Genomic DNA, 25,038 nt, shown 5'->3' with positions numbered 1-25,038 from the left:
TAAAGCACCAGAAATCCAAGTGGAAACTTGTGTTTCTGGTGCTTTTATTTATGCGGTGTGTGAAGAGCAGGCTTTGATGTACTGATTGTTGCTTTTGTGCTTTAGTTTGGTGTTACATTGCATTCTTTAAGAAATGAAAGTTAGTTTAACTCGTTCATTCTTCTACTAAATAATGATAGATATCGTATTGAACGGGTTGCTCTAATAAAAAATTCATTGTTACTACAGATTTACCATCAGGCATCGTTCCATTTTGTGCACTACCATCAATAACTTTAAGCTGACCTAAATAGTAAAAGTCACTTCCTTCACCATCATCCTTTTTTACAAATAAGTAAATTGATGAGTTTATTTTGTCGGAAGATAAAATTGTTTGAACTTCACTTGAATTTAAGTTTAAGCGGCTTCGGCTATACCATTTAAAGACGTCAGGTGATAAAAATTCATCACCATATGCTTGGCTGGAAATGACATCATCTTTTTTATGATAGGTTACAAAAAGTGGTGTTGTATTATGTTTTGTGCGATAACCATAAATAGTTGACGATGAATCCGTACTCCAATTTAAAAGACGGCATACGTCACGACGTGAGTATTTTGCATATAACGTGAAGGGCTTTTCGATATTATATTTTTGATTATTATACAAAGCACATTTTAAAATATCTCCAATAAATATTTTGAAAAGTTCATTTTGCATATAGTTTTGGATTTCCTCATTGAAGCTATATGTTGCGTCTTGAATTATAATTAACGGATTTGAACCAAACTTTTTTTTGTCATTTTTCGTATGGAATTGTAATGTTAGCATATTTTCAACAGACGTAATTGTTTCGCTATTTATATATGTGCCATGATGCTTTAATGTTTCTATATATTCTTTTTTTGTAACAACACTTTTTTGCAACAATAATTCTAGTAGTAGTAATTCATGAACTCTTTTTCCATTAAGAAATTCAGACGAAATCATTGTTAAAACAGCATTAGCATACTCAGAGAGTGGTTGTACCTCTTCCTTTATTTTTAATAAAAAATTGTAGTAACTACCAGCATAATGAATTATTACTTCAGGGTCTATAGAATTATGTTCAATAAAATCGTAAAGCATCGGTACACGATTAATGCGGTTTTTTAATTCATTATATGCATCACGAAGAATTTTTAAAGTTGATAAATTTGTGTTATTAATGGCTTCATAAATACGTTTTTTAGCAACTTCTTCAAAATTAACGGTTGATACACCTTGAATATAATCTGTATTAACTGTTTTGCGACGAATATTATCCTTGTTCATTGAATTGTCACCTGACAATGCAATTGGAATGAGATAATTATTTTTATAGTTACCGATAAAGTCTATAACTGTTAAATACTCTTTATCATTATGCTTGCGTAAGCCTCTACCTAACTGTTGAATAAAAATAATGCTTGATTGTGTTTGACGTAGCATAACAATTTGATTAATAAATGGAATGTCAATTCCTTCATTAAAAATGTCAATGGTTAATATATATTCAAGTTTTCCTTTCTCTAAAAGCTTAACCGCTGCTTCTCTTTCTGATTGCGTATGGTCACCTGTGAGGGGAAGTGTTTTTAATCCCTCTCGATTTAAAAGATAGGAAAGCTCTCTAGCTTCCTCTTTGGAGCTACAAAAAATAAGACCGCGCAGCTTTTCACCTGAATATCCATAGTAATTTATTTTCTCGATAATATGCTGTACTCTTTCTGGAGCGATGAGACGACTTAATGATGTCGTATCATCGATAATTTCTCCATCATATTCATAATCTGTTACGCCGAAATAATGGAATGGACAAAGCATATCTTCTTCAAGTGCGGCCTGTAGTCGGATTTCATATGCGATATTATAATCAAATAAAGAATAGATATTAAAGTTATCTGTTCGCTCAGGCGTGGCGGTCATACCTAGTAAAAATCTTGGATTAAAATATTCTATTATTTTCAAATATGAATCTGCACCAGCTCTATGTACCTCATCAATTAGAATATAATCAAAATGCTCAGGAGAAAATGTGTTTAAATAAGTGTTTTTAGAAAGAGTAAAGACTGTGGCAAACAAATAACGAGCGTTTATATCTTTTGAATTTCCAGATAAAATACCATAATCTTCATCGTTTCCACCAAGTATTTTTTTATAATCTTCCATTGCTTTATTTAAAATTTGTTCACGATGAACAACAAACAACATTCGCTTAGGTGCAAAATTTCGCACATCTAAAGCTGATAAATATGTTTTTCCTGTACCAGTAGCTGAAATTATTAATCCTTTTTGTGCCCCTGTTGCTCGTAAACTTTTTAATTGCTCAAGAGCGACAGATTGCATTTTGTTTGGTTGAATTAATAGAGCCTTTTGTAATGAATTAGTAGAATATGTAGATTCTAATTCGATTATATTTGAAGATTTTATGTTTGAATTTTCATATTCATTTTTATAGATTTCTTCATATTGAATAATCCATTCCTTCGATAGTGAAACGGATGCTTCCCATGCGTCCTCAAACTGATTTTTAAAATGGTGAATAACCTCGCCATTTTCGAGAGAAGTTAAGAAAATATTCCACTCAAAATTTGTTTTTAAAGCACTATCAGTTAAATTGGAGCTTCCGACTATTAAGGAGTAATAATTAGTATGTTCAAATATATAGCCTTTTGAGTGAAATCCTTTAATATCGGATAATCGAACTTCCACATTTTCAAGCTTTAATAGTTCTTTAAACATCTTAGGTTGATTAAAGTTTAAAAAAGTAGATGTCAAAATTCGTCCTTTAATCCCTTTTTTCTGAATATCTTGTAGGATAGATTTCAATGTTGCTAAACCACCCTCTGTAATAAAGGCGACTGAAAAAATAAAAGAATTACAGGATTTTAACTCTTGTGAGATAGTTGCAAGGACGTTTTCATGACGTTTATTTATTAATAACTTTGGTTTGAATTGATTAGATACAGGAATATTTTTATCAATAAATCCATTGTGCAAGGAGTTTTGCATCTTCTTTATAAGTAGCTCCATCATTAACATCACCCTTTAACAGTTAGTTTGGGATACCAATTTCTCTACTGCTGGTATATCTGCCGGGGCAAATTCAAGTAAATATAAATCTTCACGCTTAACCCATTTAGCGTCAGCGTGCTCAGTAATTTGAGGATGACCTTTAACAATTTGCGCCATATATGTTTCGAGGCGGACAATAAATGTTTCATATTCATAAGTAGTATCTTCTACTTTTTCTTTTACAATAATTTCGCAGTTAAATTCCTCTAATATTTCCCTATGGAGTGCTGCTTCAGGTGTTTCATTTTTTTCTATTTTTCCACCCGGAAATTCCCAAAGGTTAGGCAATGACATTTGTTTGCTGCGTAAAGCACAAAAAATCTCCTTCTGCTCATTTTCAATAATAGCTCCTACTACATGAATTGTTTTCTTCATTTACAACACCCTAACTTTCAATATATGTATAAATTGATGATAGTTTGTACCTATTTTAGTAGAATTACTTCTAATAAGCAAATACCCTTCTAAATCAGGCTATTAAGTTATTTCTTGAAATATCAAATAGTATCCTCAACCCTTTACCCCCCCTTTACACTTTTTACATAACCTTTTTAGTTCGTCCATACTTGCTTAATGTTTGTTTCGTACTATATCAATTGTAAGCAAATAAAAATAAAGGGAAACAAATGGAGGGTCCAATTCGATGACGATTCAAAAATGGTGGAAAAAAGGCTTGGTTGGGGCTTTAGCAATTGCGATGTTAGCAGCTTGTTCTGATGGTTCATCTTCTGCAAATAAAGAAGTGGATAGTAATTTATCGCTAGAGGAAGTTGTTAACAAGGCGAAAGAGGAAGGCGAGGTTCATTCTGTAGGGATGCCAGATACTTGGGCAAACTGGGTGGAAACATGGGAAGAGCTAGGTACTGAGTACGGTATTAAGCATACAGATACAGATATGTCGAGCGCAGAGGAGTTAGCGAAGTTTGAGGCTGAGAAGGATGATGCTACAGCTGATATAGGAGATGTAGGTATTGCTTTCGGACCGATTGCAAAAGAGAAGGGCTTAACATTACCATACAAAACATCTTACTGGGATGAGATTCCGGGGTGGGCAAAAGATGATGAGGGGCACTGGATTGTAGGGTATACGGGAACAATTTCATTCATTACAGATAAAAACAATGTTAAAAACCCACCTAAATCATGGGAAGATTTAAAGAATAGCGATTATAAAGTAAGTATTGGCGATGCATTAACGGCGAACCAAGCGCATTTTGCTATTTTAGCGGCAGCGATGGCTTTTGGTGGTGATGAATCAAATATTCAGCCAGGTATTGATTTCTTTGCTGAGCTAGCGAAGGAGGATCGTTTGCAAGGTGGCGATCCAAACGTGGCAACTTTAGAAAAGGGGGAAATCGAAGTGGCGATTGTTTGGGATTTCAATGCACTAGGCTATCGTAGCCAAATCGATGAAAGCCGCTTTGATATAGTAATTCCAGCTGAGTCTTCTGTAACATCTGGTTATGCAACGGTTATTAATAAATATGCGAAAAATCCACATGCTGCGATGCTTGCGCGTGAATATATTTTATCGGATGCGGGACAAGAAAATTTAGCAAAGGGCTATGCACGTCCGATTCGTGAAAATGTAAAACTATCAGATGAAGTAAAAGCATTATTATTACCAGCTGAAATGTATAAAAATACTAAAACAATAAAGGATCAAAAGCAATGGGAAGAGACAACGAAGCAAATTCCCCAATTATATCAAGAACAGGTGTTAATTCATGCAAAATAACAAAGTCGTTTTGATTGTTGTTGACGCACTGCGCTTTGATACGGCTTGTTCACATATGGGTTTTATGCATCATTTAGTTGAACAAAAGATGGCTGCGCGCTATAAAGTTTGTTCGGAAGTGCCCGCATTATCAAGACCTTTGTACGAAACGATTTTAACCGCTACACCACCGCTTGTGCACGGGGTAGTGAGCAATATGATTGTGCGTTTATCAACACAGACAAGCTTATTCCATGTAGCGCAAGCAAATGGCTTAACAACAGCTGCTGCTGCGTATTATTGGGTGAGTGAGCTGTATAATCGAGCGCCGTTTGTTCATATGGAGGACCGTATCCAGCTAGATAAAGAGCTCCCGATTAATAACGGTCTGTTTTATTTTGAGGATCATTACCCAGATAGCCATTTATTTGCGGATGCGGCATGGCTGCTTGATCATAAACAGCCTGACTTCTTATATATTCATCCAATGAATGTGGATGATGATGGGCATAAATATACAGCAGAATCAAGTCAGTATCGTAATCGTGTGCTAGCAACTGATAATTTATTATCATTGTTTATTCCTAAATGTTTAACGCAAGGCTACGAGGTGGTTGTTACTGCGGATCACGGTATGACGAGTGATGGTAATCATGGTGGGACAGCGGATGAAGACCGACATGTACCGATGTTTGTTATTTCAAATGCGGTCAAGCCAGGTATTCGGGATAGTATCGTGTCACAATTGCAAGTAGCGCCGCTTTGCTGTCACTTGCTTGGTATTGAGCCAGCGGAAAGCATGCCGCCATTATTGTTGGATGGTTTGAGGGCTTAAGATTGGAGAACGTAGAATAAATCATAAATTTAAGCTAGTTTTGGTAAATTTGCGCCTTTGGGCGGCGAAAAGGGTGCCTTAACTTTAATAAAAGGAAAGCCGCTAGATTTATTGTTTTAATTTTCAATTCAAGCGAATGCAGCGTTACTCTCCTTTAAAGATAGTTTACAAAGGAATTCATTTTCATAAAACGTTCTGAAAGCAGGCAAAGTACTGCTTTCGGGACGCCCCATCCTATACATACAAAAGAAAGAGGGAATGGTTTTGATTTCGAAACGCCAAGCCTTTCTATGGCTGTCTCCTTTTTTAGTGCTAGTATTTTTGTTTTTCTTAATACCGCTGCTTTATATGCTTATTACGAGCTTTCAAAATAATGGTTCGTTTACATTGCAGCAGTATGAAACGATTTTATCGAATAGCTATATTTTACAGGGCTTTAAAAATAGTATTACGCTATCTGTTGTGTCGGCTGTAATTGCATTAGTTGTGACGCTGTTTGCTGTGTATGCCATTATGAATTTTTCGGAGCGTATGCGTGAGCGGATTTTGATTTTAACGAATTTAACATCAAATTTTTCAGGTATTCCGCTCGCCTTTGCCTTTATCGTGTTACTTGGGAATAGTGGATTGTTTACGCTGTTGTTTGATAAATGGGGAATTGGCATTTTATCATCTTTTTCGCTATATAGCTGGGCTGGATTATTGCTTATTTATATTTATTTCCAGATGCCATTAGCGTTAATGCTGCTATATCCGATTTATGATGGGATACAGCAGCAATGGAAAGAAGCTGCGGCACTGCTTGGTGCTTCGCCTTTTCAATTTTGGCTGAAAATTGGGCTTCCAGTTATATTACCGGGAGTTGTTGGGACATTTAGTGTGCTTTTTGCGAATGCGATGGGGGCGTATGCTTCTGCCTATGCATTGACGAATAGTAGCTATAACCTAGTAGCCATTCGCATTGGTGCATTAATTAAAGGGGATATTTTCGCTCAGCCGGAATTAGCAAGTGCTATTGCAGTGTTGCTTGCAGTGGCAATGGTATTGGCGATGCTGTTAAGTGAGTGGAGTATTGCGAAAACGAGGAGGAAACTATAATGAAAAAACGTAGCTTTGCGGATTTATTTTTCCTTCTGTTCGCTTTATATATTGTTTTACCAGTTGCGGCGACGATGCTTTATGCGTTTGCGGATAAATGGAATAAAACAGTGTTACCAGAAGGGCTGACGTTGAAGTGGATTAAGACCTTATTCCAAGACCCAGCCTTTATTCAGGCATTTGGACGCTCTGTGCTACTTTCAGGCGGTGCTGTTATTATTGCACTGTTAGTAATTGTACCAGCTATTTTTGTCATTGTGCTCTATTTTCCAAAATACGAAAAATGGATTCAAGCCGCTGTTGTAATGGTGTATTCATTTCCGGGTATCATTTTAGCAGTCGGGTTGATTCGCGTTTACAGTAAGTTTGGCATATCGATGATTTTAGTTGTGCTAGGGGCTTATGTGATTAGTATATTGCCATATATTTACCAAGGTACGCGCAATAGCTTACGTAATATTGATGCACGCCAATTGTTGGATGCCGCGCAGTTACTCGGCGCTTCTAAAATACAGGCATTTACAAAAATTTTGCTACCTGCTGTTTATCCGGGCTTATTTGCAGGTGCTTTATTATCGTTTTCCGTATTGTTTGGCGAATTTGTATTAATTAATCTTGTTGTCGGCTCTCGCTTTGAAACAGTACAAATTTACTTAATGAAAAAGCTTAGCACAAGCGGACATATTGCAAGTGCGGTTGTATTTGTTTATATCGTGCTAATGGGCGTATTAACGTTCATCATTGCGAAAGTAACGAAAAAGACGAAAGGTGCTGCAAATGTATGAGTTATATAACGATTGAAAAACTGCATAAGAAATTTGGAGAAATAACTGTTTTAACAGAAATTGATATGCAAATTAACAAGGGTGAGTTTATTACATTATTAGGGCCCAGTGGCTGTGGAAAAAGTACAATTTTGCGCATATTGGCAGGTTTAACAGATGCCTCAGCAGGTGCTATTGAAATTGATGGAAAAAATATGATGGGTGTGGAGCCTAAGAAAAGACAGGTCGGTATGGTGTTCCAATCCTATGCGCTATTTCCAAATATGACAGTCTATGAAAATGTGGCATTTGGTTTACGTATGCAAAAGATTGCTCCAGCGGAAATTGATAATCGTGTACAGGAGATGTTAGCAATTGTTCGATTAACGGAAAAAGCCAGTTCTTATCCGAAAGAATTGTCTGGGGGACAACAGCAGCGCGTCGCCTTGGCACGTGCGCTAATTGTCCGTCCCAAAGTGCTGCTGCTAGATGAGCCATTAAGTGCACTTGATGCACAAATTCGCAAAAAGCTTCAGGTGGACTTGCGCCATATTCAACAGCAGCTTGAGATGACGATGATTTTAGTTACGCATGACCAAGAAGAGGCGATGGCGATTTCAGACCGTATTTTTGTGATGAATAATGGGCGGATTGCACAGAGCGGTACACCAACGGAGATTTATACAAGGCCAAAAAGTGAATTCGTAGCGAATTTCATCGGACATTATAATGTTTTTACGCGCCAAGCATTAGAAAAAATGGTCGGTACAGCATTGCCTGTGACAGGTGAGAAGTTTGCGATTCGTCCAGAGGCCATTCACCTTGAACAGAAAAACGGAGAGATAGGGATTACAGGTATAGCGCAGCACTCATTAATGAGTGGGAATGTGATTCGTACAACATTTGAAGGTGAAGGCGCGTTTTTAATGGAGCAGCTACATCAGCGTGAGCATAAAATAACGATTGGACAAAAATATACTTGCTATGTTGCAAAGGAAGACGTGGTTGCATTATCATGACGTACGCAAAAATTGAACGCCTTGAATATATTGTGAAACAGCTAGAGGTAGAAGGGAAAATTATCGTTGCTAATATTGCAGAGGCGTTGCAAGTAGCTCCTGAAACCATCCGCAGAGATTTTGATGAATTAGAGCAGCAAAAATTATTAACGAGAGTGCATGGAGGCGCTGTTAAATATACGAATGTCAGGAACGAGCCTGCTTTTTTACGCAAGCTGCAAATGCAAATGGAGGCAAAGCGCCTAATTGCACGTACGGCAGCTAGTCGTATTCAGAATGGCGATACGATTGTTGTCGATACAGGCACAACGACTGTTCATATTGCAGATTTCTTGCTTGCAGTTGATGATTTAACGGTTGTGACAAATTCTATAGCAGCGGCTGTCCAATTTAATTTAGCAATTGAAGAACGTCGTATGACAGGGAAGGTGATTGTGCTTGGTGGGATGACAAATCCGGCGCAATCATCATTAGTAGGTGCGATGACTATTGAGATGCTAAGCAAGATGAATTTTGATAAAGCCTTTTTATCTTGTGGAGGAATTAGTGATGGAATCGTTTATGACTATGATTTAGATGAGTCGTTAGTTTCTAAAAAGATGCTAGAGCAAAGTAAAAAAAGCTATATATTAGCAGATGCTACGAAGCTAAATAGCAAATCCTTTTATCAAATTTGTCAGTTGGACGCGTGTGCAGAGGTGATATGTGATCAAGCTTGTCCAACAATGTGGCAAGCATATGAGGAAATTTGGACGTTATGTCATGGAGGGAAATTCGGATGATTGATTATCATGTACATTTGGAGGAGGGGCCCTACTCGTTTCGCTGGTTAGAGCGTACTGCACAAGCACTACAGACTTGTGGGGAGGGTAGAGGATATCGTCAAACGATAGAGCGCCAAGTGCAAGTATTATCCGAGCGATTACAAAAGGGGTGCTATAGTGAGGAATGGCTCGATTTATATTTACAGCAAGCAAAGCAATTAGGCTTGCGTGAGGTTGGCATTGTAGACCATTTATATCGCTTTAAAGAAACCCGTGCTTATTTTGAGCGCCATATGGTATTAGATGAGCAGCATGAATATGGTGGATTGCAGCGTTATTGGTTAGAGCGAGTTATGACGGAAAATATAGAGCCATTTGTAGTAGCAATTCAGCATGCCAAAACAAAATGGCGTGAACAAGGTGTAGAGCTAAAGCTAGGCATCGAGGCTGATTATTTTATTGGCGGCGAAGAGGAGTTGGCTGGGCTGTTACAAGGATATCCATGGGATTTTGTCATTGGTTCGGTCCATTTTGTGGATGGTTGGGGCTTCGATAATCCACAGACAGCGTATGTTTTTGAGGGCATGGATGATGTGACATTACAGTGTTATTATGAGCGTTTTTTTACGACGGTTGAAAGTATGATTAAGTCCAAGCTATTCGATTTCGTTGCACATTTAGATAATTTTAAAGTGTTTAATTATAAGGTGCAGGACGAGGCATTTTTAGGTGCGGCATATGAGCGGATTGCTAAGGCACTTGTGACGACAAAAACGGCGACAGAAATTAATGCAGGCTTGTATTATCGCTATCCCGTAAAAGAAATGTGCCCAGGTCCACAGTTTTTACAAGTGTTATTAGCGCACGGTGTTGAGTTTACTGTTTCATCCGATTCGCATTTTCCAGATGATTTAGGGAAGTACACATTTGACAATGCACAGCAATTGAAAAGCGCAGGTGTTTCTTCATTAGTCACTTTCGATAAGCGTGAAAAGCGCTATTTAGAGATTTTGGGACAAACAAAATAAATGGTGGTTATTCAAGCTACTCAAAATGCAAAGGAGCTGTCCAAAAAGCCGTGCATAGCCGGCATTTTGGACAGGAGCGATGATGTTTCGCAAAATGTTGATTCATATAAAGTGAACCTTCAATCAGTGGGGGTCTTATCCCCACTGATTGGTAGTTTCACCATTCGGGTTTTTACAGACTGTTTGACCCCCTCTTAAACATTTTGATTTCACCTGCTGTTTTGAGATGGGGGTCTTACAGCCTGTTAATACGGGATAAAGTGAACCTTCAATCAGTGGGGGGTCTTATCCCCACTGATTGGTGATAGAGGAACACAAGCTAGGATCTTCGCATCCTGCGAAAACGCTTGTGTGACCAACATCGTGTTGGCCTCATTCTTAGTTTTTACAGGCTGTTTGATCCCCCCACTTAAACATCTTGTTTTTATCTGCTGTTTTGAAGTGGGGGTATTACAGCCTGCTCCTGCGGTTACTCGTCGCAAACAAATTTGTTAATACGGGATAAACAGAGAACGCCTCTTTTAAAAATGGGGTGAACATTGGCTTTAGCAGTGTTATCCTTCAATAAAAGGGAAGCGATGAAAGCATTGATTTCAATGCAGTGTCAAAACAAAATGGACTTTTCTTATAACTCTTTTTGAAATGTACTAAAAATGCTCTATGCTTCAATAGATTTTGAAAAATACTCAATAAGAAAAGTGCAAAATTCCTGAGCTGCTGCTGTTCTATAGCGTCCTTTTAATTCAACCAATTCATAAGTTCTGCGGCAAACTGGGTCGGTTATTTTTAGTTTCACAAGATCATCATCCATTTTGCAGGAACCAACAAAGGCGATGCCAAGCCCTGCACGTACAAGACTTGCAATCGATTCAGCATCATCGGCTTCGCAGACAACATGGGGTGTGAATCCAGCTTTTTGACAAAGTATTTTATTCATTTGTTCAAGTGGATGTCCTTTTCTGTAGTTAATAAAGTTTTCCTCTGTTACCTCTTTTAAAGAAATGCTGTCTCGTTCGGCAAATCTGTGACCACGCGGGACACCTAAATAAATTACCTCACTTAATATAGGAATTGCTGTAACATCTATCCTTTGTATTTTGGCTGGTGTAAAAAGGAAGTCTACATCAGGGTCATCAATAAGCTGTAACATTGAATCCATAGAAGCTTGTGATATGCGAAAATTTATATCAGGATATAGGGAAAGAAAACGATTCATTGGCTTCGTTAATCGGTCGATTTGTGAAGCGACAACGTATATACTTCCCCGTCCCACTCCAGCACGGTCTGCCACCTCTCTTTTTCCTTCCTCTAAAATTTTAAGAGCGGCATCTACCCTTTGTAGAAACTGTTTCCCAATAGAGTTAAGCTGTATTTTTCGACCTTTTCGATCAAATAATTGTACACCTAATTCACTTTCAAGTCGTGCAATCATTTGGCTAAGGGCAGGTTGAGCAATATGAAGCTCTTCTGCTGCCTTGGTCATATGCTCTAGTTGCGCGACTTTTCGAAAATAATATAGCTGTAATAATTCCATTTATTCAGCCCCCCTTAATAACTTTAATGTTATAAGTTCATCTGTAAAATTGTATTTTTTATTATTTATAAAAGATTGTAGAATAAATCAAAAATACTAGCAACTTTAGGGGAGGGGGATGACAATGGAGAATACACATTTAAAAAGACATAGGGATAAGCTGCTCATTACATTAATGTTTACACTTATTATTTCCGTAATGAATGCGACTGCCTTTAATATTGTTATTCCGCAAGTAAGCGAAGCGTTTCGTATGACTACAGCACAGGGAAGTTGGATTACCTCAATTTATATTCTTGTTTTTGCTATTGGAACAGTAATATATGGCAAACTGGCTGATATCTATAAATTAAAAAATCTAGTGACAGTTGGTTTTATATTATGTGCTGTTGGTTCTATTATTGGCGCAAGCGCACAGGTGTTTCCACTTGTCTTGACTGGTCGTTTCATCCAAGCAGCAGGCGCCTCTGTTAGCCCGGCAATAGCAATGATTATTCCGGTTCGTTATTTTAGTCAGGAAGAACGCGGTAGAGCTTTAGGCATTGCCTCGATAGGTACTGCACTTGGCTCTGTAGTGGGGCCGATTGTTTCCGCACTAACGGTAAGTGTTTTTGGTTGGAGATGGTTATTTTATATATCAATTTTATTTTTGTTCACAATCCCTTTTTTTCGTAAATATTTAGAAGATGACCAAAAGAAAAGAACTAGATTCGACTGGCAAGGAGGTGGTATTTTCGCTGCTGCCATAGCACTTGTTATGCTGAGTATAACAAAGGAAGTTTGGCAGTTTGCTCTTATAGGTATAGTAATGCTTAGTTTGTTTATCATCAGAATACATTTGGCGGCAGACCCCTTCATTCAACCGACACTTTTGAAAAATAAGCGTTATACTTTAGGGCTTGCAATCGCTTTTTTGACGAATGGTACGGGCTATTCTATTTTCTTTCTCAGCCCCTTGTTATTATTTAATGTGAATCATTTAGACCCGGGTTTAATTGGTTTGACAATGGTACCTGCTGCACTTGTAACGGCTTTATTCAGCTTTAAGAGTGGTAAATTGGCGGATACAAAAGGAAATGCCTATGTTTTTAATATAGGTACAGCCCTGTTAGTGACTTTTTTTCTTCTCGTAATTTTGTTTGTTGGAGCGTCGCATATATTTATTTCGTTATTTCTTATTTTTGGAAACTTAGGTCACACCTTTATTACAATTGCCTTATTCAATGCAATATCTAGAACCCTTTCGGCACAAGAAGCTGGACTTGGGATGGGTCTTTTAGCTATGTTGAACTTTATCTCTAACGCCATAGCCGCCGCTATTTTTAGTAAAATGGTCGATATGCAATTTTTACAAATATGGAATCCCTTGAATCATTCTCAAAACAGTATTAGGTACAGTAACATTTTTTTATGTCTCTTGCTATTGCAAATAGGCATCTTTCTTTACTACTCAAGGTGGTCTAAACATGAAAAGGAAAAATAGCGCACAAAACTTCAGTATGCTCATTGAATTCTATATTGTTAAGGCTTATCCTTAGAAAATTGCTATACGAAGCACTGTGACAAATAACGCAGTAGGGTCATCCTGTGAAAGAAATGTTTCTTCTAGTGCTGTACCCTTAAAGATTGTGGTCTGAGCGTAATCTCGATATTTCACATATTCTGTTAGAATAATGTAAAAGTAAGCAGTGGGGGATGATTAGGTAGTGAAAAATTTTTCTTGGATAAAAGGTCTCATTTTTGGTGTTGTGCTTTCATTTGTAACTGCATTGTTATTTATGCTAATAGGACAAGCTTGGGCTGGCGGGATAACCTCTTTTTGGGGAGAAAGTTGGTTGTACTTCTCTGTAATAATTCCTTTTGCGATTGCTTTTTCAATATTAGGCGGATATTTCCAAAATAAAAAAGGTTTATCAAATAAAAGGCTATGGCTTATAAGTCTTCTATGTGCATTTTTAGTCACCTTATACAGCGGAACAATTGGAGCTATTTTTGGTGAGACTATCGTTAGAGGTGGGATGGAAACGATAAACATTGAGGGTACATTAGTCTGGGGTACAATCTATGCTATTATATTGCTTCCTCTTACTACGCCATTTGCAAGACTACTGATAGGGGTTTTTTACAAAATTATTGGAAGATAATCAAATAATGCTGAAAAGCTCGGGCATATCTTCTTTAGTAATATGAAAAGCAATAATTGAAGACTTAGCAGGCTGTTGGGAGACGGATTAATATCTAGTATCCGAACAGCCTATTTGCGTTATTTCCCTTGCTTAGAATTTGTTGAGCTTAATATATTAAAATACTGTCTGTCTATCTTTTGAAAGTAAAAGTAGTAGTTGCATATATTTTTGCAAATTTAGATAAATGAAAGGTGAGGGAATTTGTGCAAAATAAAAAGAATTATTTAATGCTGCAGCTAGCCATTTTGACAACTGGAATCAATTTGCTTGTTTTTATACTAGCGAAGTTTTTTCATTTATTTGAAGGACATAATTCACACGGAACGATTGCTGAAGTAACAACAGCTATTATCGTTGGCAGATATATATTTTTTATTATCCCCTTCTTATTTTTAGCATGGAGTATTGTACTTTATGTAAAAAATTCAGCGCATCATTTATTGCCGTTGATTAATACATTAGTTCAAACATTTGGCAGTATGGCGATTATAAGCAGTGCTGGGGGTGGCGTGGAGTTCCACTTTTCGATTTTTATGGTGTTGGCAATTATCGCCTACTATGAGCAAGTGCGATTAATGATGTTAATGACTGTTCTATTTGCTATACAGCATATTGCAGGCTATTTGTTCATTCCGCAGCTTGTGTTTGGAACAGATGAGTATCCTTTTTTAATGCTCGCTATACATGCGATATTTTTATTAGTAACGAGCTATGCGACGATTAAGCAAATTTTATCGAAAAATGCGATTACAAAGCAATTGGAGGAAGAGAAAAATATAAAAGAAGAGCGCTTACTTCTTTTAGTGCAGCAGGTTGAACAGTTGTCCGAGCGCATTCAATCCGCCTCGAAGAATGTATCAAATAAATCCGAACAAAATTTGAAATTTAATATAGCGATGGAGCAGTCATTTGACGAGGTGACAGGAGGAATGTCCATGCAAATTGATTCAATCCAACATATGAATGATAATCTTGGACGCATTCATCATTCAATTGAAAAAACATTCGATTCTTTCGAGGAAATTCAGACAGAGGCAAGGACAACAGAAAAAGCAGTAACTGAAAGCTATAAAATGATTGAGAAAATTCAAGGGCAAAACCAAAATGTCTTACAAGCAACTTCCATTATCGTTTCATCTATGCAATCGTTACAGCAAGCCACAGTCGAGGCACAAAGCATGACAAGCCTTATTCAAGCAATTGCTGACCAAACCAATTTGCTTTCATTAAATGCATCGATTGAAGCGGCGAGAGCAGGGGAGCATGGCAAAGGATTTGCAGTTGTGGCGGATGAGATTCGCAAATTATCTGATCAAAGTCGAAGTGCAGCAGAGGAAATCCAAGCTATTATTACAACGATTGGTCAAGAAAGCGAAGCCAATGTTACCCACGTAAACACCGGACAAGAAGCTATTCAGCAATCAGCGACTAATATTGAATCATTCGCTACAGATTTTGGAAAGATGCATCACATGATTCAACAAATGCTTAACTATATTTTCGAAATGAATAATAGAATGACAAACATTCATCAAGATACGAGTGATGTAACGGAAAATATGCAGCAAGTTTTAGCTGTAACTGAAAAAGGATTCGGTGCAGTAGAGAAATTGAGAGCTATCGGTGAAAATCAAACTGAATCAGCGAAACAAATTGATAAGGAAATTGAAGAGCTTGGGGAACTAAGCTATTCATTGCAGCAGCAATTTTCATAGGGCAGAAATTTAAGAGGGGCATCCCAAAAGTCGTGCATCGCCGGCATTTTGGACGCCCTTTTCTAAATTGTGTGTAAATTGTGTGGGTGCCTGGCACCTATGCTTTTGCTGTGACGATGGCGTAGCGCTCCCATTTACGGCTTTTCCAACGTAGTAGTACAAGTATTGCGCGTAGCCATTCGTCTGCGGAGATTGCTAGCCAGACGCCGACAAGTCCCATATCCAATACGAAGACGAATAAATAGCCAAGTGGTAGGCTCATGCAAATCATCGAAATAAAGCCAATTTTTACGGGGAAGCGTGCGTCGCCTGAAGCACGCAATGCGTTAATAATTGTAATATTAATCGTCCGCCCTGTTTCTAGCAAAATGCTTAAAAGTAATACAGATGAACCAATTGCTATAATCTCTGGGTTTTTAGTAAATAGTCCAACAAGTTGCTCACGGAAAATTGTGACGGCCGCAACCATTACAAGCGTAAATATTAAAGCTGTTTTCACGCTAAACCAGCCGCGCTTATAGGCGATGTTTTGCTCTCCAGCCCCAACATGACGACCTATTAAAATGGCAGTTCCCATTCCGATAGCCATGGCAAATAAATAGGTAAACATCGAAATATTGACGACGTATTGACGTGCAGCAAGAGAGGCTGCTCCTATATACGTAACATAATATAAAAAGACGATTTGCGCTGTTTGATATAATACTTGCTCCAAAGCTGAAGGAATACCGATTTGTAAAATCTTCTTAATATAGTCTTTAGAGAAAGTATAGTAATATTGTAATTTCACACGGACCTCAAGCGCTTGATAGAGCAGCCAGAAAAATACGATGACAGCAAGTGCGCGGCTAATCACTGAGGAAATAGCGGCCCCTTCTACACCCATTGCAGGTGCACCGAATTTCCCGAAAATCAAAATATAGTTCAAAATTAAGTGTATAACATTCATCCCGAGCGAGACGTACATCGTTTGCTTTGTCCAGCCATTAACACGAATAATAGCTGAGAGCGAATTAATTAAAGCCTGTAAGAAAATAAAGCCCCCAACAATAGCTAGATAACTTTGTGCAAATATCAGTACGTTACCTTGTAAATTCATCATCTTCATAATATTATTTGAGAATAAAATGAAGAGAATACTCATTACAATGCCGACACAAAGATTAAGTGAAACAGACAATGCTGAAATTTTAGACGCTTCCTTCAAGCGCTTCGAGCCTAAATATTGTGAAACGACAATTGATGCGCCTGAACCAACGACACCTAATATTAAAATGGCAATTTGGATATATTGATTGGCCGCTCCTACCCCAGCAACAGCCTCATCAGAAACTGCACTAAGCATCAACGTATCTGCAAGCCCCATTAGCATAAATAAAAATAGCTCTAAAAAGAGTGGCCAAGTTAATTGAAATAGACCAAGCTCCTTGCTTTTTTTAGCCATAAAAAGCCTCTTTTCTTTGTAATATCAATTCAAAACAACATGTATCGTACCACATTCTTTCTAGAAAGTCGCTAACTATATTTCGAGAGACGAAAAGAAATCGTTTTCAGGCTGTGCGTAAAATCTATTTTGTTTGGACAAAGCATTGAAAGAAAGGTTTTCACTGCTTCATTTCTAGTTGAAGGTAAAGAGTGCTAAAGCCACTGTTCAGCACACTTTCAAAAGAGACTCACGCTATTTATATGAGCAAATGTTTTTGTTAAACATAATGGCTTTTACCCAAAATACCCACCACGCACGGCTTTTGGGACAGTTTTTTTAAATTGTGTGAGAATTGTGTGAGTGCCTGGCACCCAATTAACATGTTATAGTAGCTGTACATAAATAAAAGGAGCGTAATCAAATGGCAAAAAGTGTAGTGTTAGCAGAAAAACCTTCAGTCGCACGCGATATTGCGAATGTGCTGAAGTGTCATAAAAAGGGTAATGGATTTATAGAAGGGGATAAATATATTGTGACATGGGCTTTAGGGCATTTAGTAACATTAGCAGACCCAGAAAGCTACGATGTGAAATATAAAACATGGAATTTAGAGGATTTACCAATGCTACCAGAGCGTTTGAAGTTAACGGTTATTAAGCAGTCTGGTAAGCAATTTAATGCAGTCAAGGCACAGTTAAGCCGCAGTGATGTGAATGAAGTTATTATTGCGACGGATGCTGGACGTGAAGGGGAGCTCGTCGCACGCTGGATATTAGCGAAAGCAAAAATTAATAAGCCAGTAAAGCGCTTATGGATTTCCTCTGTGACAGATAAAGCAATTAAAGAGGGCTTTGCCAATTTAAAGCCAGGCAAGCAGTATGAGCATTTATATCACGCGGCAATTGCGCGCTCAGAGGCGGACTGGTATCTAGGTTTAAATGCAACGCGAGCGTTAACAGCAAAGCATAATGCCCAGCTTAACTGTGGGCGTGTACAAACACCTACTTTGGCAATGATTGCAGCGCGTGAAGATGAAATAAAAAATTTTAAAGCACAAACTTATTATGGCATTGAAGCGCAAACGGATTCAATCAAATTGACATGGCAGGATGCTAATGGCAATAGCCGTAGCTTTAATAAGGAAAAAGTCGATACGATTATTAAGCAGCTTGGTCGCCAAGATGCAAAAATTATGAATGTTGAGCGTAGAGCGAAGAAATCCTTCGCACCAGCTTTATATGATTTAACAGAGCTGCAGCGTGATGCCAACAAGTTTTATGGCTACTCTGCGAAGGAAACATTAAATATTATGCAAAAACTCTATGAATCACATAAAGTGCTCACATATCCACGTACAGATTCACGCTATTTATCATCGGATATTGTGGCTACATTGCCGGAGCGCTTAAAGGCGTGTGCAGTGGGAGATTATCGCATGATAGCGAACAGACTTGCAACAAAACCAATTAAAGCGACGAAGGCCTTTGTCGATGATAGCAAAGTAAGCGACCACCATGCGATTATTCCAACAGAGGCATATGTAAATTTATCGGCGTTTTCTGATAAGGAGCGTAAAATTTATGATTTAGTTGTAAAGCGCTTCTTAGCAGTGCTACTGCCAGCCCATGAATACGAGCAATTAACGGTACAGGCTGAAATTGCCGGAGAGAAGTTTATTGCGAAGGGTAAAACAGTGCTTAGTTCAGGCTGGAAGGAAGTATATGAGAATCGATTTGAAGATGAGGACGCTCATGAGGATGTTAAGGAGCAGCTTTTACCTCGACTTGATAAAGGGGATATTTTAAAAACACGCTTAATTGCTGGGACATCTGGTCAAACAAAGCCACCAGCTCGCTTTACAGAGGCAACGCTTTTATCAGCGATGGAAAACCCAGCAAAATATTTAGAAAAAGAAGACAAGCGCTTAGCGGATACATTAAAATCAACAGGTGGGCTTGGTACTGTAGCAACGCGTGCGGATATTATCGAAAAGCTTTTTAACTCATTTATGATTGAAAAGCGCAGTGGCAAGGATATTTTTATTACTTCAAAAGGTCGTCAGTTACTCGATTTAGCACCGGAGGAGCTGCGTTCACCCGCGACAACTGCCGAGTGGGAACAGAAGCTTGAATTAATTGCTAAAGGCAAGCTACAAAAGGATGTCTTTATTAATGAAATGAAGGAGCATACGAAGGAAATTGTAGCAGATATTAAAAATAGCGATAAAAAATATAAGCATGATAATATTTCAACAAAAACATGTCCAGACTGCGGAAAGCCAATGCTTGAGGTTAATGGTAAAAAGGGTAAAATGCTTGTCTGTCAAGACCGTGAGTGTGGCCATCGTAAAAATGTTTCACGTACGACAAATGCACGTTGCCCACAATGCAAGAAGAAACTTGAGTTACGTGGTGAGGGAGAGGGTCAAATTTTCGTATGTAAATGTGGTTATCGTGAAAAGCTATCTGCATTTGAAGCGCGCCGCAAAAAGGAAGGCACAGGCAAAGTCGATAAGCGTGCTGTTCAAAAATATATGAAGCAGCAGGATAAAGAAGCAGAGCCATTAAATAACGCATTTGCAGCATTATTGAAGGATTTTGATGTGAAAAAGTGATTTCAAGCTGGCGGAGTTCGTGAATGTAGATTCCGCATTAAAACATAAGCCATCATTTAATGTCTTTTAGTAGAAGTCGGGGCTGTCCAAAAAGCCGAGCATAGCCGGCATTTTGGACAGGAGCGATGATGTTTCACAAAATGTTGATTCCTATAAAGTGAACCTTCAATCAGTGGGGGCTTTGCCCCCACTGATTGGTGATAGAGGAACACAAGCTAGAATCTTCGCATCCTGCGAAAACGCTTGTGTGACCAACATCGTGTTGGCCTCATTCTTAGTTTTTACAGGCTGTTTGATTCCCCACTTAAACATCTTGTTTTTATCTGCTGTTTTGAAGTGGGGGTATTACAGCCTGCTCCTGCGATTACTCGTCGCAAACAAATTTGCTAATACGCGATAAACAGAGAACGCCTCTTTTAAAATGGGATGAACATTGACTTTAGCAGTGTACTCCTTCAGTAAAAGGGAAGCGATGAAAACATTGATTTCAATGCGGTGGCAAAACAAAATGGACTTTTCGGACAACTACAGCTTGCGTGGTGCTGGTCAGTCAACTGTTGGCACGTATCATGACAATTTTAGGTTGCTTACTCGAGGCGTAATTGATACGAAATAAGCTAGGACTATCCAAAGTATGCGTATTGCTACTTGGATAGTCCTAATTTTGTTTCAAATTTATCACGCATTAGCGGGCAGTAAGATTCCCACTTCAAGACTTAAGTGAAGAGCGGCTTGAGGATAAGTGGGAGTCTTACTGCCCGTAAAAAACCCAATTGAAGTTGCACTTTATAATGAAAATCTAGGTTTCAAAAAGCTATTTTCAAGAATGAACTTTGAAATTTATTAAAGCAATATTACTTACGAACCAATTATCGTTTTATTTAATGAAAGAAAGCGCTGTTATCTGATATAATCGTCTTAATAAAGTGAGGCTAGCGGTATGTGAAGGGCTTTATTTCCCTCAAACTGTTAGATTCATCAATCGGAGCTTTAACGTCTTTCGGCAATTTTTACTGGGACGAGTAACTGTAGGAGCACATGTTTTTTGTGCGCAAGGCGTAGCGACAAATTATATTTATACCGATAGCAAGTCGACAGGTACAGAAGTCACTCACCTCTACGGATGGCGAGATGAATGCGAGCAGTAGACCGATTTCAGCAGCGGTCACAGGCTGTGACGATTTTAGGTTAAACAGCTTAGAAAAAATTGGACACAATTACGCCGATGCGTAATTGATAAAGAGGGAAGAGGTGAAATTTATGAAAATAGCAAGCTTGATGCAAAATAGGCTACTAGATTTTGAGGATCGTAAAAAAGCGTTGCAGCGTAGGGAAATGGGCGAGGCTTATAAAAGAACAGCGCAGTTCGCAAAGGCTAGTCAAAATCCGATGCTAGTGGCGCTAGAAAATTTATTGTCTGGTAAAACGGAGAAGGATTTACTAGCCGCAGATGCAAAAACAAGCAATCTCCAACAAGACAAAATACAAGAAAAGATAGAAACACCTGAAACAAAAGCCCATTTGCGCCAGCTACAAATGACAGAGGACGAAGTGAAGGCGCATGAACAAGCACATAAGGCAGCAGGAGCAAGTGTGACTGGAACAGTTTCGTATACGTATACGAAAGGACCAGACGACCAGCTTTACGTGAGTGGTGGAGAAGTATCGATTCAAGTACCTACAAGTGGCACAGATGATGAAACAATTAAAATATTAGAGCAAGTACGGAAGGCGGCGTTAGCACCAGCTCAGCCATCTCCACAAGATTTGCGGGTGGCAGCGAGCGCAACAGCACAAATTCAGCAGGTGCAGACAGGGACGACTGTTGAGGAGGAGCTACAAGAGGAGCCTCCATTTGCCGATGAAGATTTAACTGTTCGTGTGCCTGCGCATTTTATGAATGAAGTTGAACGAGACGTGACAGCACCAACTGTTTTCGGTAAGGAATTAGAAAATTTAATTGTACAAAGAGCGTATAATAAAGCGAAAATACAATATCAAAGTCATATCGAGATGGTGAAGAATGGCTATCGTGCAGGTGCGGAGTCGGTATTTTCAAGAATTGCGTAAATCGAAAAGTTGTTCTAGTATGTATGCTAGAACAGCTTTTTTTGTACGCGAAAATAGGAGGATTTTCAAATGGCAAAGAAAACAGCCAAAACAAATGCGATTCGCATGATTGAGCAACAGAAAATTCCACATGAAGTGCTAGAATATACAATTGATGATAGCGCAGTAGATGGGATATCAGTGGCACAAAAAATAAATCAGGAAATAGAAATGGTATTTAAGACGCTTATTGCAACGAACGGAAAAGGACAGTTTTATGTATTTGTCATTCCAGTGGCAAAGGAGCTAGATTTAAAGGCAGCAGCAAAAATAGCGGGTGAGAAGAAAGTGGAGCTTATTGCGGTGAAGGAGCTATTAGGCTTAACAGGCTATGTTCGTGGGGGTTGCTCGCCAGTGGGGATGAAAAAGCTTTTTCCAACTTTTATTGATCAGTCAGCGGAGGAGCTAGATTTTATGATTGTTAGCGCAGGAAAAATCGGTATGCAAATGAAATTATCACCAGCGCATTTGCTTAAAGTGGTGAATGCAAAATATGGAGAGCTAACGGTTTAACGTCTTTCAGCAATGTTTACTGCGACGAGTAACCATAGGAGCACATGTTTTTGTGCTGATAGCATAGCGACAAATCTAATTTGTATCGCTAGCCTGGCGACAGGTACAGAAGTCTACCACCTCTATAGGTAACGAGGTGCATGCAAGCAGTAGACCGATTTCAGCAGGTGTCCAATCACTCGCTGAATCAAAGGAACTCACATTCTAAGCTAACAACTGAGTGACCAACATCGTGTTGCCCTAAAACCTCTGGCAGATGTCACAGGACGTGAGGGTTTTAAGTTAACTCCAGCAAATAGCCTGGGAAAATCCAGACACAATTACGCTAAGGTGTAATAGATTAAAACACAAACGAAGCATCCGAAAAGCAGTGTTTTGTATGATTTTCGGATGCCTTTATTAACGAAAGAAGGCAATTATATGCAAAAAAAATTTGCGTGGCAGTGGACATTCTTTTTTATCGGTCTCGCTGTTATGTCATTAGGTATTTCTTTAACAATTAAGGGGAATGCTCTTGGAACGGGTCCCTGGGATGTATTACATATTGGTTTGTTTAAGCAGTTTGGTTTGACAATTGGAACTTGGTCTATTTTAACTGGACTAATTATTGTTGTGAGTACATCTATCTTTTTACGCCGATTACCGAAAGTTGCAACATGGTTGAATATGCTGTTAATTGGCTCCTTTATTGACTTATTTAATTGGTTGTTGCCATCAACATCCGCTTTTGTAGGTGAGCTTTCTTATTTTATCTCAGGATTTTTTGTAATGAGTGTTGGCTGTGCTTTATATATTTCAGCGAATGTTGGGGCGGGGCCACGCGATACGATTATGATGATTATTGTGGAGCAGTTTGGAGGTTCAGTGCGTTTGGCGAGGACGATTATGGAGGTTTTTGCGGCGACAGCTGGCTGGTTGCTTGGTGGACCGGTTGGCGTAGGAACAGTGATACTCGCGCTAGGCACGGGGCAAATTATTCAATGGGCATTGCCGTTCTTTAGAAATAAGCTAGAGCAGCTAGTTGGCGAGTCAGTACAGTAAATAATGTAATTATGTTAAAATCAAAATAAAGCCTCTAGTTAACTTCAAAGGCTGGGGCGTATTTTATCTTACACGAAGGGATGAAGTGCTTTGTCAAAAATATTAGATGCATTTTTAGAAGAAAACTTACAAGCGTTGCATGAGCAAGGGTTATATAATGAAATCGATCCAGTAGAAGGGGCAAATGGACCGATTATTAAAGTGCGCGGTCAAAATTTAATTAATTTATCTTCTAATAATTATTTGGGCTTAGCTACAAATGATGAGCTGAAAGAAGTGGCGAAAAAGACGCTCGATAAATACGGCGTTGGCGCGGGGGCTGTACGTACAATTAATGGAACGCTTGATTTGCACGTGAAATTAGAGGAAAAGCTAGCTGAATTCAAAGGTACAGAGGCAGCTATTTCATACCAATCAGGCTTTAACTGTAATATGGCAGCCATTTCGGCTGTGATGGATAAAAATGATGCCATTTTATCAGACCAATTAAATCATGCTTCAATTATTGATGGTTGCCGCTTATCAAAAGCGAAAATTATTGCTTATAATCACTCCGATATGGATGATTTACGCACAAAAGCAAAAGCAGCGAAGGAATCGGGTCTATATAATAAAATAATGGTGATTACAGATGGCGTGTTCTCGATGGATGGCGATATTGCAAAGCTTCCAGAAATCGTTGAAATCGCAAAGGAATATGACCTTATTACTTACGTAGACGATGCACATGGTTCAGGTGTGACAGGTAAAGGGAAAGGAACAGTAAAGCATTTTGGCTTAGAAAATGAGATTGACTTCCAAATCGGTACATTATCAAAAGCAATTGGCGTTGTTGGCGGCTATGTAGCAGGGAAGAAGCAGTTAATTGATTGGTTAAAAGTACGCTCACGTCCGTTTTTATTCTCAACGGCATTACCGCCAGCGGATGTTGCAGCAATTACAAGCGCAGTGCAAATGATTATTGACTCTACAGAGCTACATGATAAGCTGTGGGAAAATGGCGATTATTTGAAAAAAGGCTTAGCTGAATTAGGCTTCAATATCGGCGAGTCCGAAACACCAATTACACCATGTATTATTGGAGATGAAAAGCTAACACAGGAGTTTTCAAAGCGCTTATTTGAAGAGGGTGTTTATGCGAAATCAATTGTCTTCCCAACGGTACCAAAAGGAACAGGGCGCGTGCGCAACATGCCTACAGCAGCACACACGAAAGAAATGTTAGATGACGCATTAGCGATTTATGCAAAAGTAGGTCGCGAGCTTGGCGTAATTAAATAGAGAAACTAAAAAGGTTGTCTGGAAAGCATGCGAACGCGCGCTTTTCAGGCAATTTTTTTTGCTATTGTGTGGAATTAGGAAAAGTGATGTCTAAAATACCGATTTTAAAATAACTAAAATGAAGATGTCTATTGTATTAAAGATAATTTAGTTTGCCCCTCAGCTTTTTGAAAAAAGTATATTTTAATATTTTTTAGCATATATCAAGTTAGTCCTTATTGATGAGCAGACAGCGAAAGTGATTGGAAAACAGATTGCTTTACACAGGGTAATAATGACCCTAGTAGCCACTAGGGAAATTATCATTAGAACAAAAATGAT

General features: G+C 38.5%; 19 protein-coding genes. 15 read left to right on the top strand and 4 right to left on the bottom strand.

The genetic code is table 11. The features are described from left to right. Positions 1-154: 154 nt before the first annotated feature. Positions 155-3,031, bottom strand: coding sequence for a DEAD/DEAH box helicase (locus MHH70_RS09360; RefSeq protein ID WP_342473182.1), 2,877 nt, complete (start codon positions 3,029-3,031; stop codon positions 155-157). Between the two features lie 15 nt (positions 3,032-3,046). Further along, positions 3,047-3,448, bottom strand: a complete 402-nt coding sequence (locus MHH70_RS09355; protein ID WP_342471350.1) for a (deoxy)nucleoside triphosphate pyrophosphohydrolase — start codon at positions 3,446-3,448, stop codon at positions 3,047-3,049. Between the two features lie 268 nt (positions 3,449-3,716). Between MHH70_RS09355 and MHH70_RS09350 the strand changes: the two genes are divergently transcribed. The 7 genes from MHH70_RS09350 (at position 3,717) to MHH70_RS09320 (ending at position 10,298) form a co-directional block, all read left to right on the top strand. Beyond that, a complete protein-coding gene (locus MHH70_RS09350) occupies positions 3,717-4,811 on the top strand; it encodes an extracellular solute-binding protein (protein WP_342471349.1) in 1,095 nt (364 codons plus the stop codon). Beyond that, positions 4,801-5,625, top strand: a complete 825-nt coding sequence (locus MHH70_RS09345; protein ID WP_342471348.1) for an alkaline phosphatase family protein — start codon at positions 4,801-4,803, stop codon at positions 5,623-5,625. The genes MHH70_RS09350 and MHH70_RS09345 overlap by 11 nt, the downstream gene beginning before the upstream one ends. Before the next feature lie 258 nt (positions 5,626-5,883). Continuing rightward, positions 5,884-6,723, top strand: a complete 840-nt coding sequence (locus MHH70_RS09340; protein ID WP_107941974.1) for an ABC transporter permease subunit — start codon at positions 5,884-5,886, stop codon at positions 6,721-6,723. Beyond that, on the top strand, positions 6,723-7,508 hold the full coding sequence (locus tag MHH70_RS09335; protein WP_107941975.1) for an ABC transporter permease subunit: 786 nt from the start codon (positions 6,723-6,725) through the stop codon (positions 7,506-7,508). Before MHH70_RS09340 ends, MHH70_RS09335 begins: the two co-directional genes overlap by 1 nt. After that, complete coding sequence (locus tag MHH70_RS09330; RefSeq protein ID WP_342471347.1) at positions 7,505-8,506, top strand: ABC transporter ATP-binding protein; 1,002 nt, start codon at positions 7,505-7,507, stop codon at positions 8,504-8,506. Before MHH70_RS09335 ends, MHH70_RS09330 begins: the two co-directional genes overlap by 4 nt. Continuing rightward, the gene (locus tag MHH70_RS09325; protein WP_107941977.1) at positions 8,503-9,288 is read left to right on the top strand and encodes a DeoR/GlpR family DNA-binding transcription regulator; all 786 of its coding nucleotides are present in this window, start codon (positions 8,503-8,505) and stop codon (positions 9,286-9,288) included. The genes MHH70_RS09330 and MHH70_RS09325 overlap by 4 nt, the downstream gene beginning before the upstream one ends. Beyond that, positions 9,285-10,298 (top strand): histidinol phosphate phosphatase domain-containing protein, encoded by a 1,014-nt coding sequence (locus tag MHH70_RS09320; protein ID WP_107941978.1) that lies wholly within the window; start codon positions 9,285-9,287, stop codon positions 10,296-10,298. The genes MHH70_RS09325 and MHH70_RS09320 overlap by 4 nt, the downstream gene beginning before the upstream one ends. A 658-nt stretch (positions 10,299-10,956) precedes the next feature. Here the strand turns inward: MHH70_RS09320 and MHH70_RS09315 are convergent. Further along, a complete protein-coding gene (locus MHH70_RS09315; RefSeq protein ID WP_066168012.1) occupies positions 10,957-11,832 on the bottom strand; it encodes a LysR family transcriptional regulator in 876 nt (291 codons plus the stop codon). A 124-nt stretch (positions 11,833-11,956) separates the two neighbouring features. Here MHH70_RS09315 and MHH70_RS09310 point away from each other — a divergent pair, with 124 nt between their 5' ends. The 3 genes from MHH70_RS09310 (at position 11,957) to MHH70_RS09300 (ending at position 15,733) form a co-directional block, all read left to right on the top strand. Beyond that, complete coding sequence (locus tag MHH70_RS09310; RefSeq protein ID WP_342471346.1) at positions 11,957-13,315, top strand: MFS transporter; 1,359 nt, start codon at positions 11,957-11,959, stop codon at positions 13,313-13,315. Positions 13,316-13,538: 223 nt separating this feature from the next. Further along, entirely contained in the window at positions 13,539-13,976 is a 438-nt protein-coding gene (locus MHH70_RS09305; RefSeq protein ID WP_066168018.1) for a hypothetical protein, read from the top strand. Positions 13,977-14,221: 245 nt separating this feature from the next. Then, on the top strand, positions 14,222-15,733 hold the full coding sequence (locus MHH70_RS09300) for a methyl-accepting chemotaxis protein (RefSeq protein ID WP_066168021.1): 1,512 nt from the start codon (positions 14,222-14,224) through the stop codon (positions 15,731-15,733). Between the two features lie 97 nt (positions 15,734-15,830). Here the strand turns inward: MHH70_RS09300 and MHH70_RS09295 are convergent, their stop codons facing one another. After that, entirely contained in the window at positions 15,831-17,177 is a 1,347-nt protein-coding gene (locus MHH70_RS09295) for an MATE family efflux transporter (protein ID WP_066168023.1), read from the bottom strand. Between the two features lie 403 nt (positions 17,178-17,580). On the opposite strand from MHH70_RS09295, the gene MHH70_RS09290 reads away from it, so the two are divergent. The 5 genes from MHH70_RS09290 to MHH70_RS09270 all read left to right on the top strand — a co-directional run bounded on the left by MHH70_RS09290 (position 17,581) and on the right by MHH70_RS09270 (position 24,717). Beyond that, positions 17,581-19,773 (top strand): DNA topoisomerase III, encoded by a 2,193-nt coding sequence (locus MHH70_RS09290; RefSeq protein WP_342471345.1) that lies wholly within the window; start codon positions 17,581-17,583, stop codon positions 19,771-19,773. 1,260 nt (positions 19,774-21,033) lie between these two features. Then, positions 21,034-21,843, top strand: a complete 810-nt coding sequence (locus MHH70_RS09285; protein WP_342471344.1) for a putative metalloprotease CJM1_0395 family protein — start codon at positions 21,034-21,036, stop codon at positions 21,841-21,843. 69 nt (positions 21,844-21,912) lie between these two features. Continuing rightward, positions 21,913-22,395 (top strand): Cys-tRNA(Pro) deacylase, encoded by a 483-nt coding sequence (gene ybaK, locus MHH70_RS09280; RefSeq protein ID WP_066168032.1) that lies wholly within the window; start codon positions 21,913-21,915, stop codon positions 22,393-22,395. Positions 22,396-22,815: 420 nt separating this feature from the next. After that, entirely contained in the window at positions 22,816-23,436 is a 621-nt protein-coding gene (locus MHH70_RS09275; RefSeq protein WP_066168034.1) for a hypothetical protein, read from the top strand. Positions 23,437-23,526: 90 nt separating this feature from the next. Next, the gene (locus tag MHH70_RS09270; RefSeq protein WP_066168037.1) at positions 23,527-24,717 is read left to right on the top strand and encodes a glycine C-acetyltransferase; all 1,191 of its coding nucleotides are present in this window, start codon (positions 23,527-23,529) and stop codon (positions 24,715-24,717) included. Positions 24,718-25,038: the final 321 nt, after the last annotated feature.

Source organism: Metasolibacillus sp. FSL H7-0170 (assembly GCF_038593115.1).
GTDB lineage: Bacteria > Bacillota > Bacilli > Bacillales_A > Planococcaceae > Metasolibacillus > Metasolibacillus fluoroglycofenilyticus.
Note: the sequence above shows the minus strand (reverse complement) of the source record. Positions and strands in the feature narration are given on the sequence as shown.

What these genes read in the sequence shown, in the direction of transcription:
- MHH70_RS09360 (WP_342473182.1), bottom strand. Translation starts at nt 3,031, where the DNA reads ATGGAGCTACTTATAAAGAAGATGCAAAACTCCTTGCACAATGGATTT.
- MHH70_RS09355 (WP_342471350.1), bottom strand. Translation starts at nt 3,448, where the DNA reads ATGAAGAAAACAATTCATGTAGTAGGAGCTATTATTGAAAATGAGCAG.
- MHH70_RS09350 (WP_342471349.1), top strand. Translation starts at nt 3,717, where the DNA reads ATGACGATTCAAAAATGGTGGAAAAAAGGCTTGGTTGGGGCTTTAGCA.
- MHH70_RS09345 (WP_342471348.1), top strand. Translation starts at nt 4,801, where the DNA reads ATGCAAAATAACAAAGTCGTTTTGATTGTTGTTGACGCACTGCGCTTT.
- MHH70_RS09340 (WP_107941974.1), top strand. Translation starts at nt 5,884, where the DNA reads ATGGTTTTGATTTCGAAACGCCAAGCCTTTCTATGGCTGTCTCCTTTT.
- MHH70_RS09335 (WP_107941975.1), top strand. Translation starts at nt 6,723, where the DNA reads ATGAAAAAACGTAGCTTTGCGGATTTATTTTTCCTTCTGTTCGCTTTA.
- MHH70_RS09330 (WP_342471347.1), top strand. Translation starts at nt 7,505, where the DNA reads ATGAGTTATATAACGATTGAAAAACTGCATAAGAAATTTGGAGAAATA.
- MHH70_RS09325 (WP_107941977.1), top strand. Translation starts at nt 8,503, where the DNA reads ATGACGTACGCAAAAATTGAACGCCTTGAATATATTGTGAAACAGCTA.
- MHH70_RS09320 (WP_107941978.1), top strand. Translation starts at nt 9,285, where the DNA reads ATGATTGATTATCATGTACATTTGGAGGAGGGGCCCTACTCGTTTCGC.
- MHH70_RS09315 (WP_066168012.1), bottom strand. Translation starts at nt 11,832, where the DNA reads ATGGAATTATTACAGCTATATTATTTTCGAAAAGTCGCGCAACTAGAG.
- MHH70_RS09310 (WP_342471346.1), top strand. Translation starts at nt 11,957, where the DNA reads ATGGAGAATACACATTTAAAAAGACATAGGGATAAGCTGCTCATTACA.
- MHH70_RS09295 (WP_066168023.1), bottom strand. Translation starts at nt 17,177, where the DNA reads ATGGCTAAAAAAAGCAAGGAGCTTGGTCTATTTCAATTAACTTGGCCA.
- MHH70_RS09290 (WP_342471345.1), top strand. Translation starts at nt 17,581, where the DNA reads ATGGCAAAAAGTGTAGTGTTAGCAGAAAAACCTTCAGTCGCACGCGAT.
- MHH70_RS09285 (WP_342471344.1), top strand. Translation starts at nt 21,034, where the DNA reads ATGAAAATAGCAAGCTTGATGCAAAATAGGCTACTAGATTTTGAGGAT.
- ybaK (WP_066168032.1), top strand. Translation starts at nt 21,913, where the DNA reads ATGGCAAAGAAAACAGCCAAAACAAATGCGATTCGCATGATTGAGCAA.
- MHH70_RS09275 (WP_066168034.1), top strand. Translation starts at nt 22,816, where the DNA reads ATGCAAAAAAAATTTGCGTGGCAGTGGACATTCTTTTTTATCGGTCTC.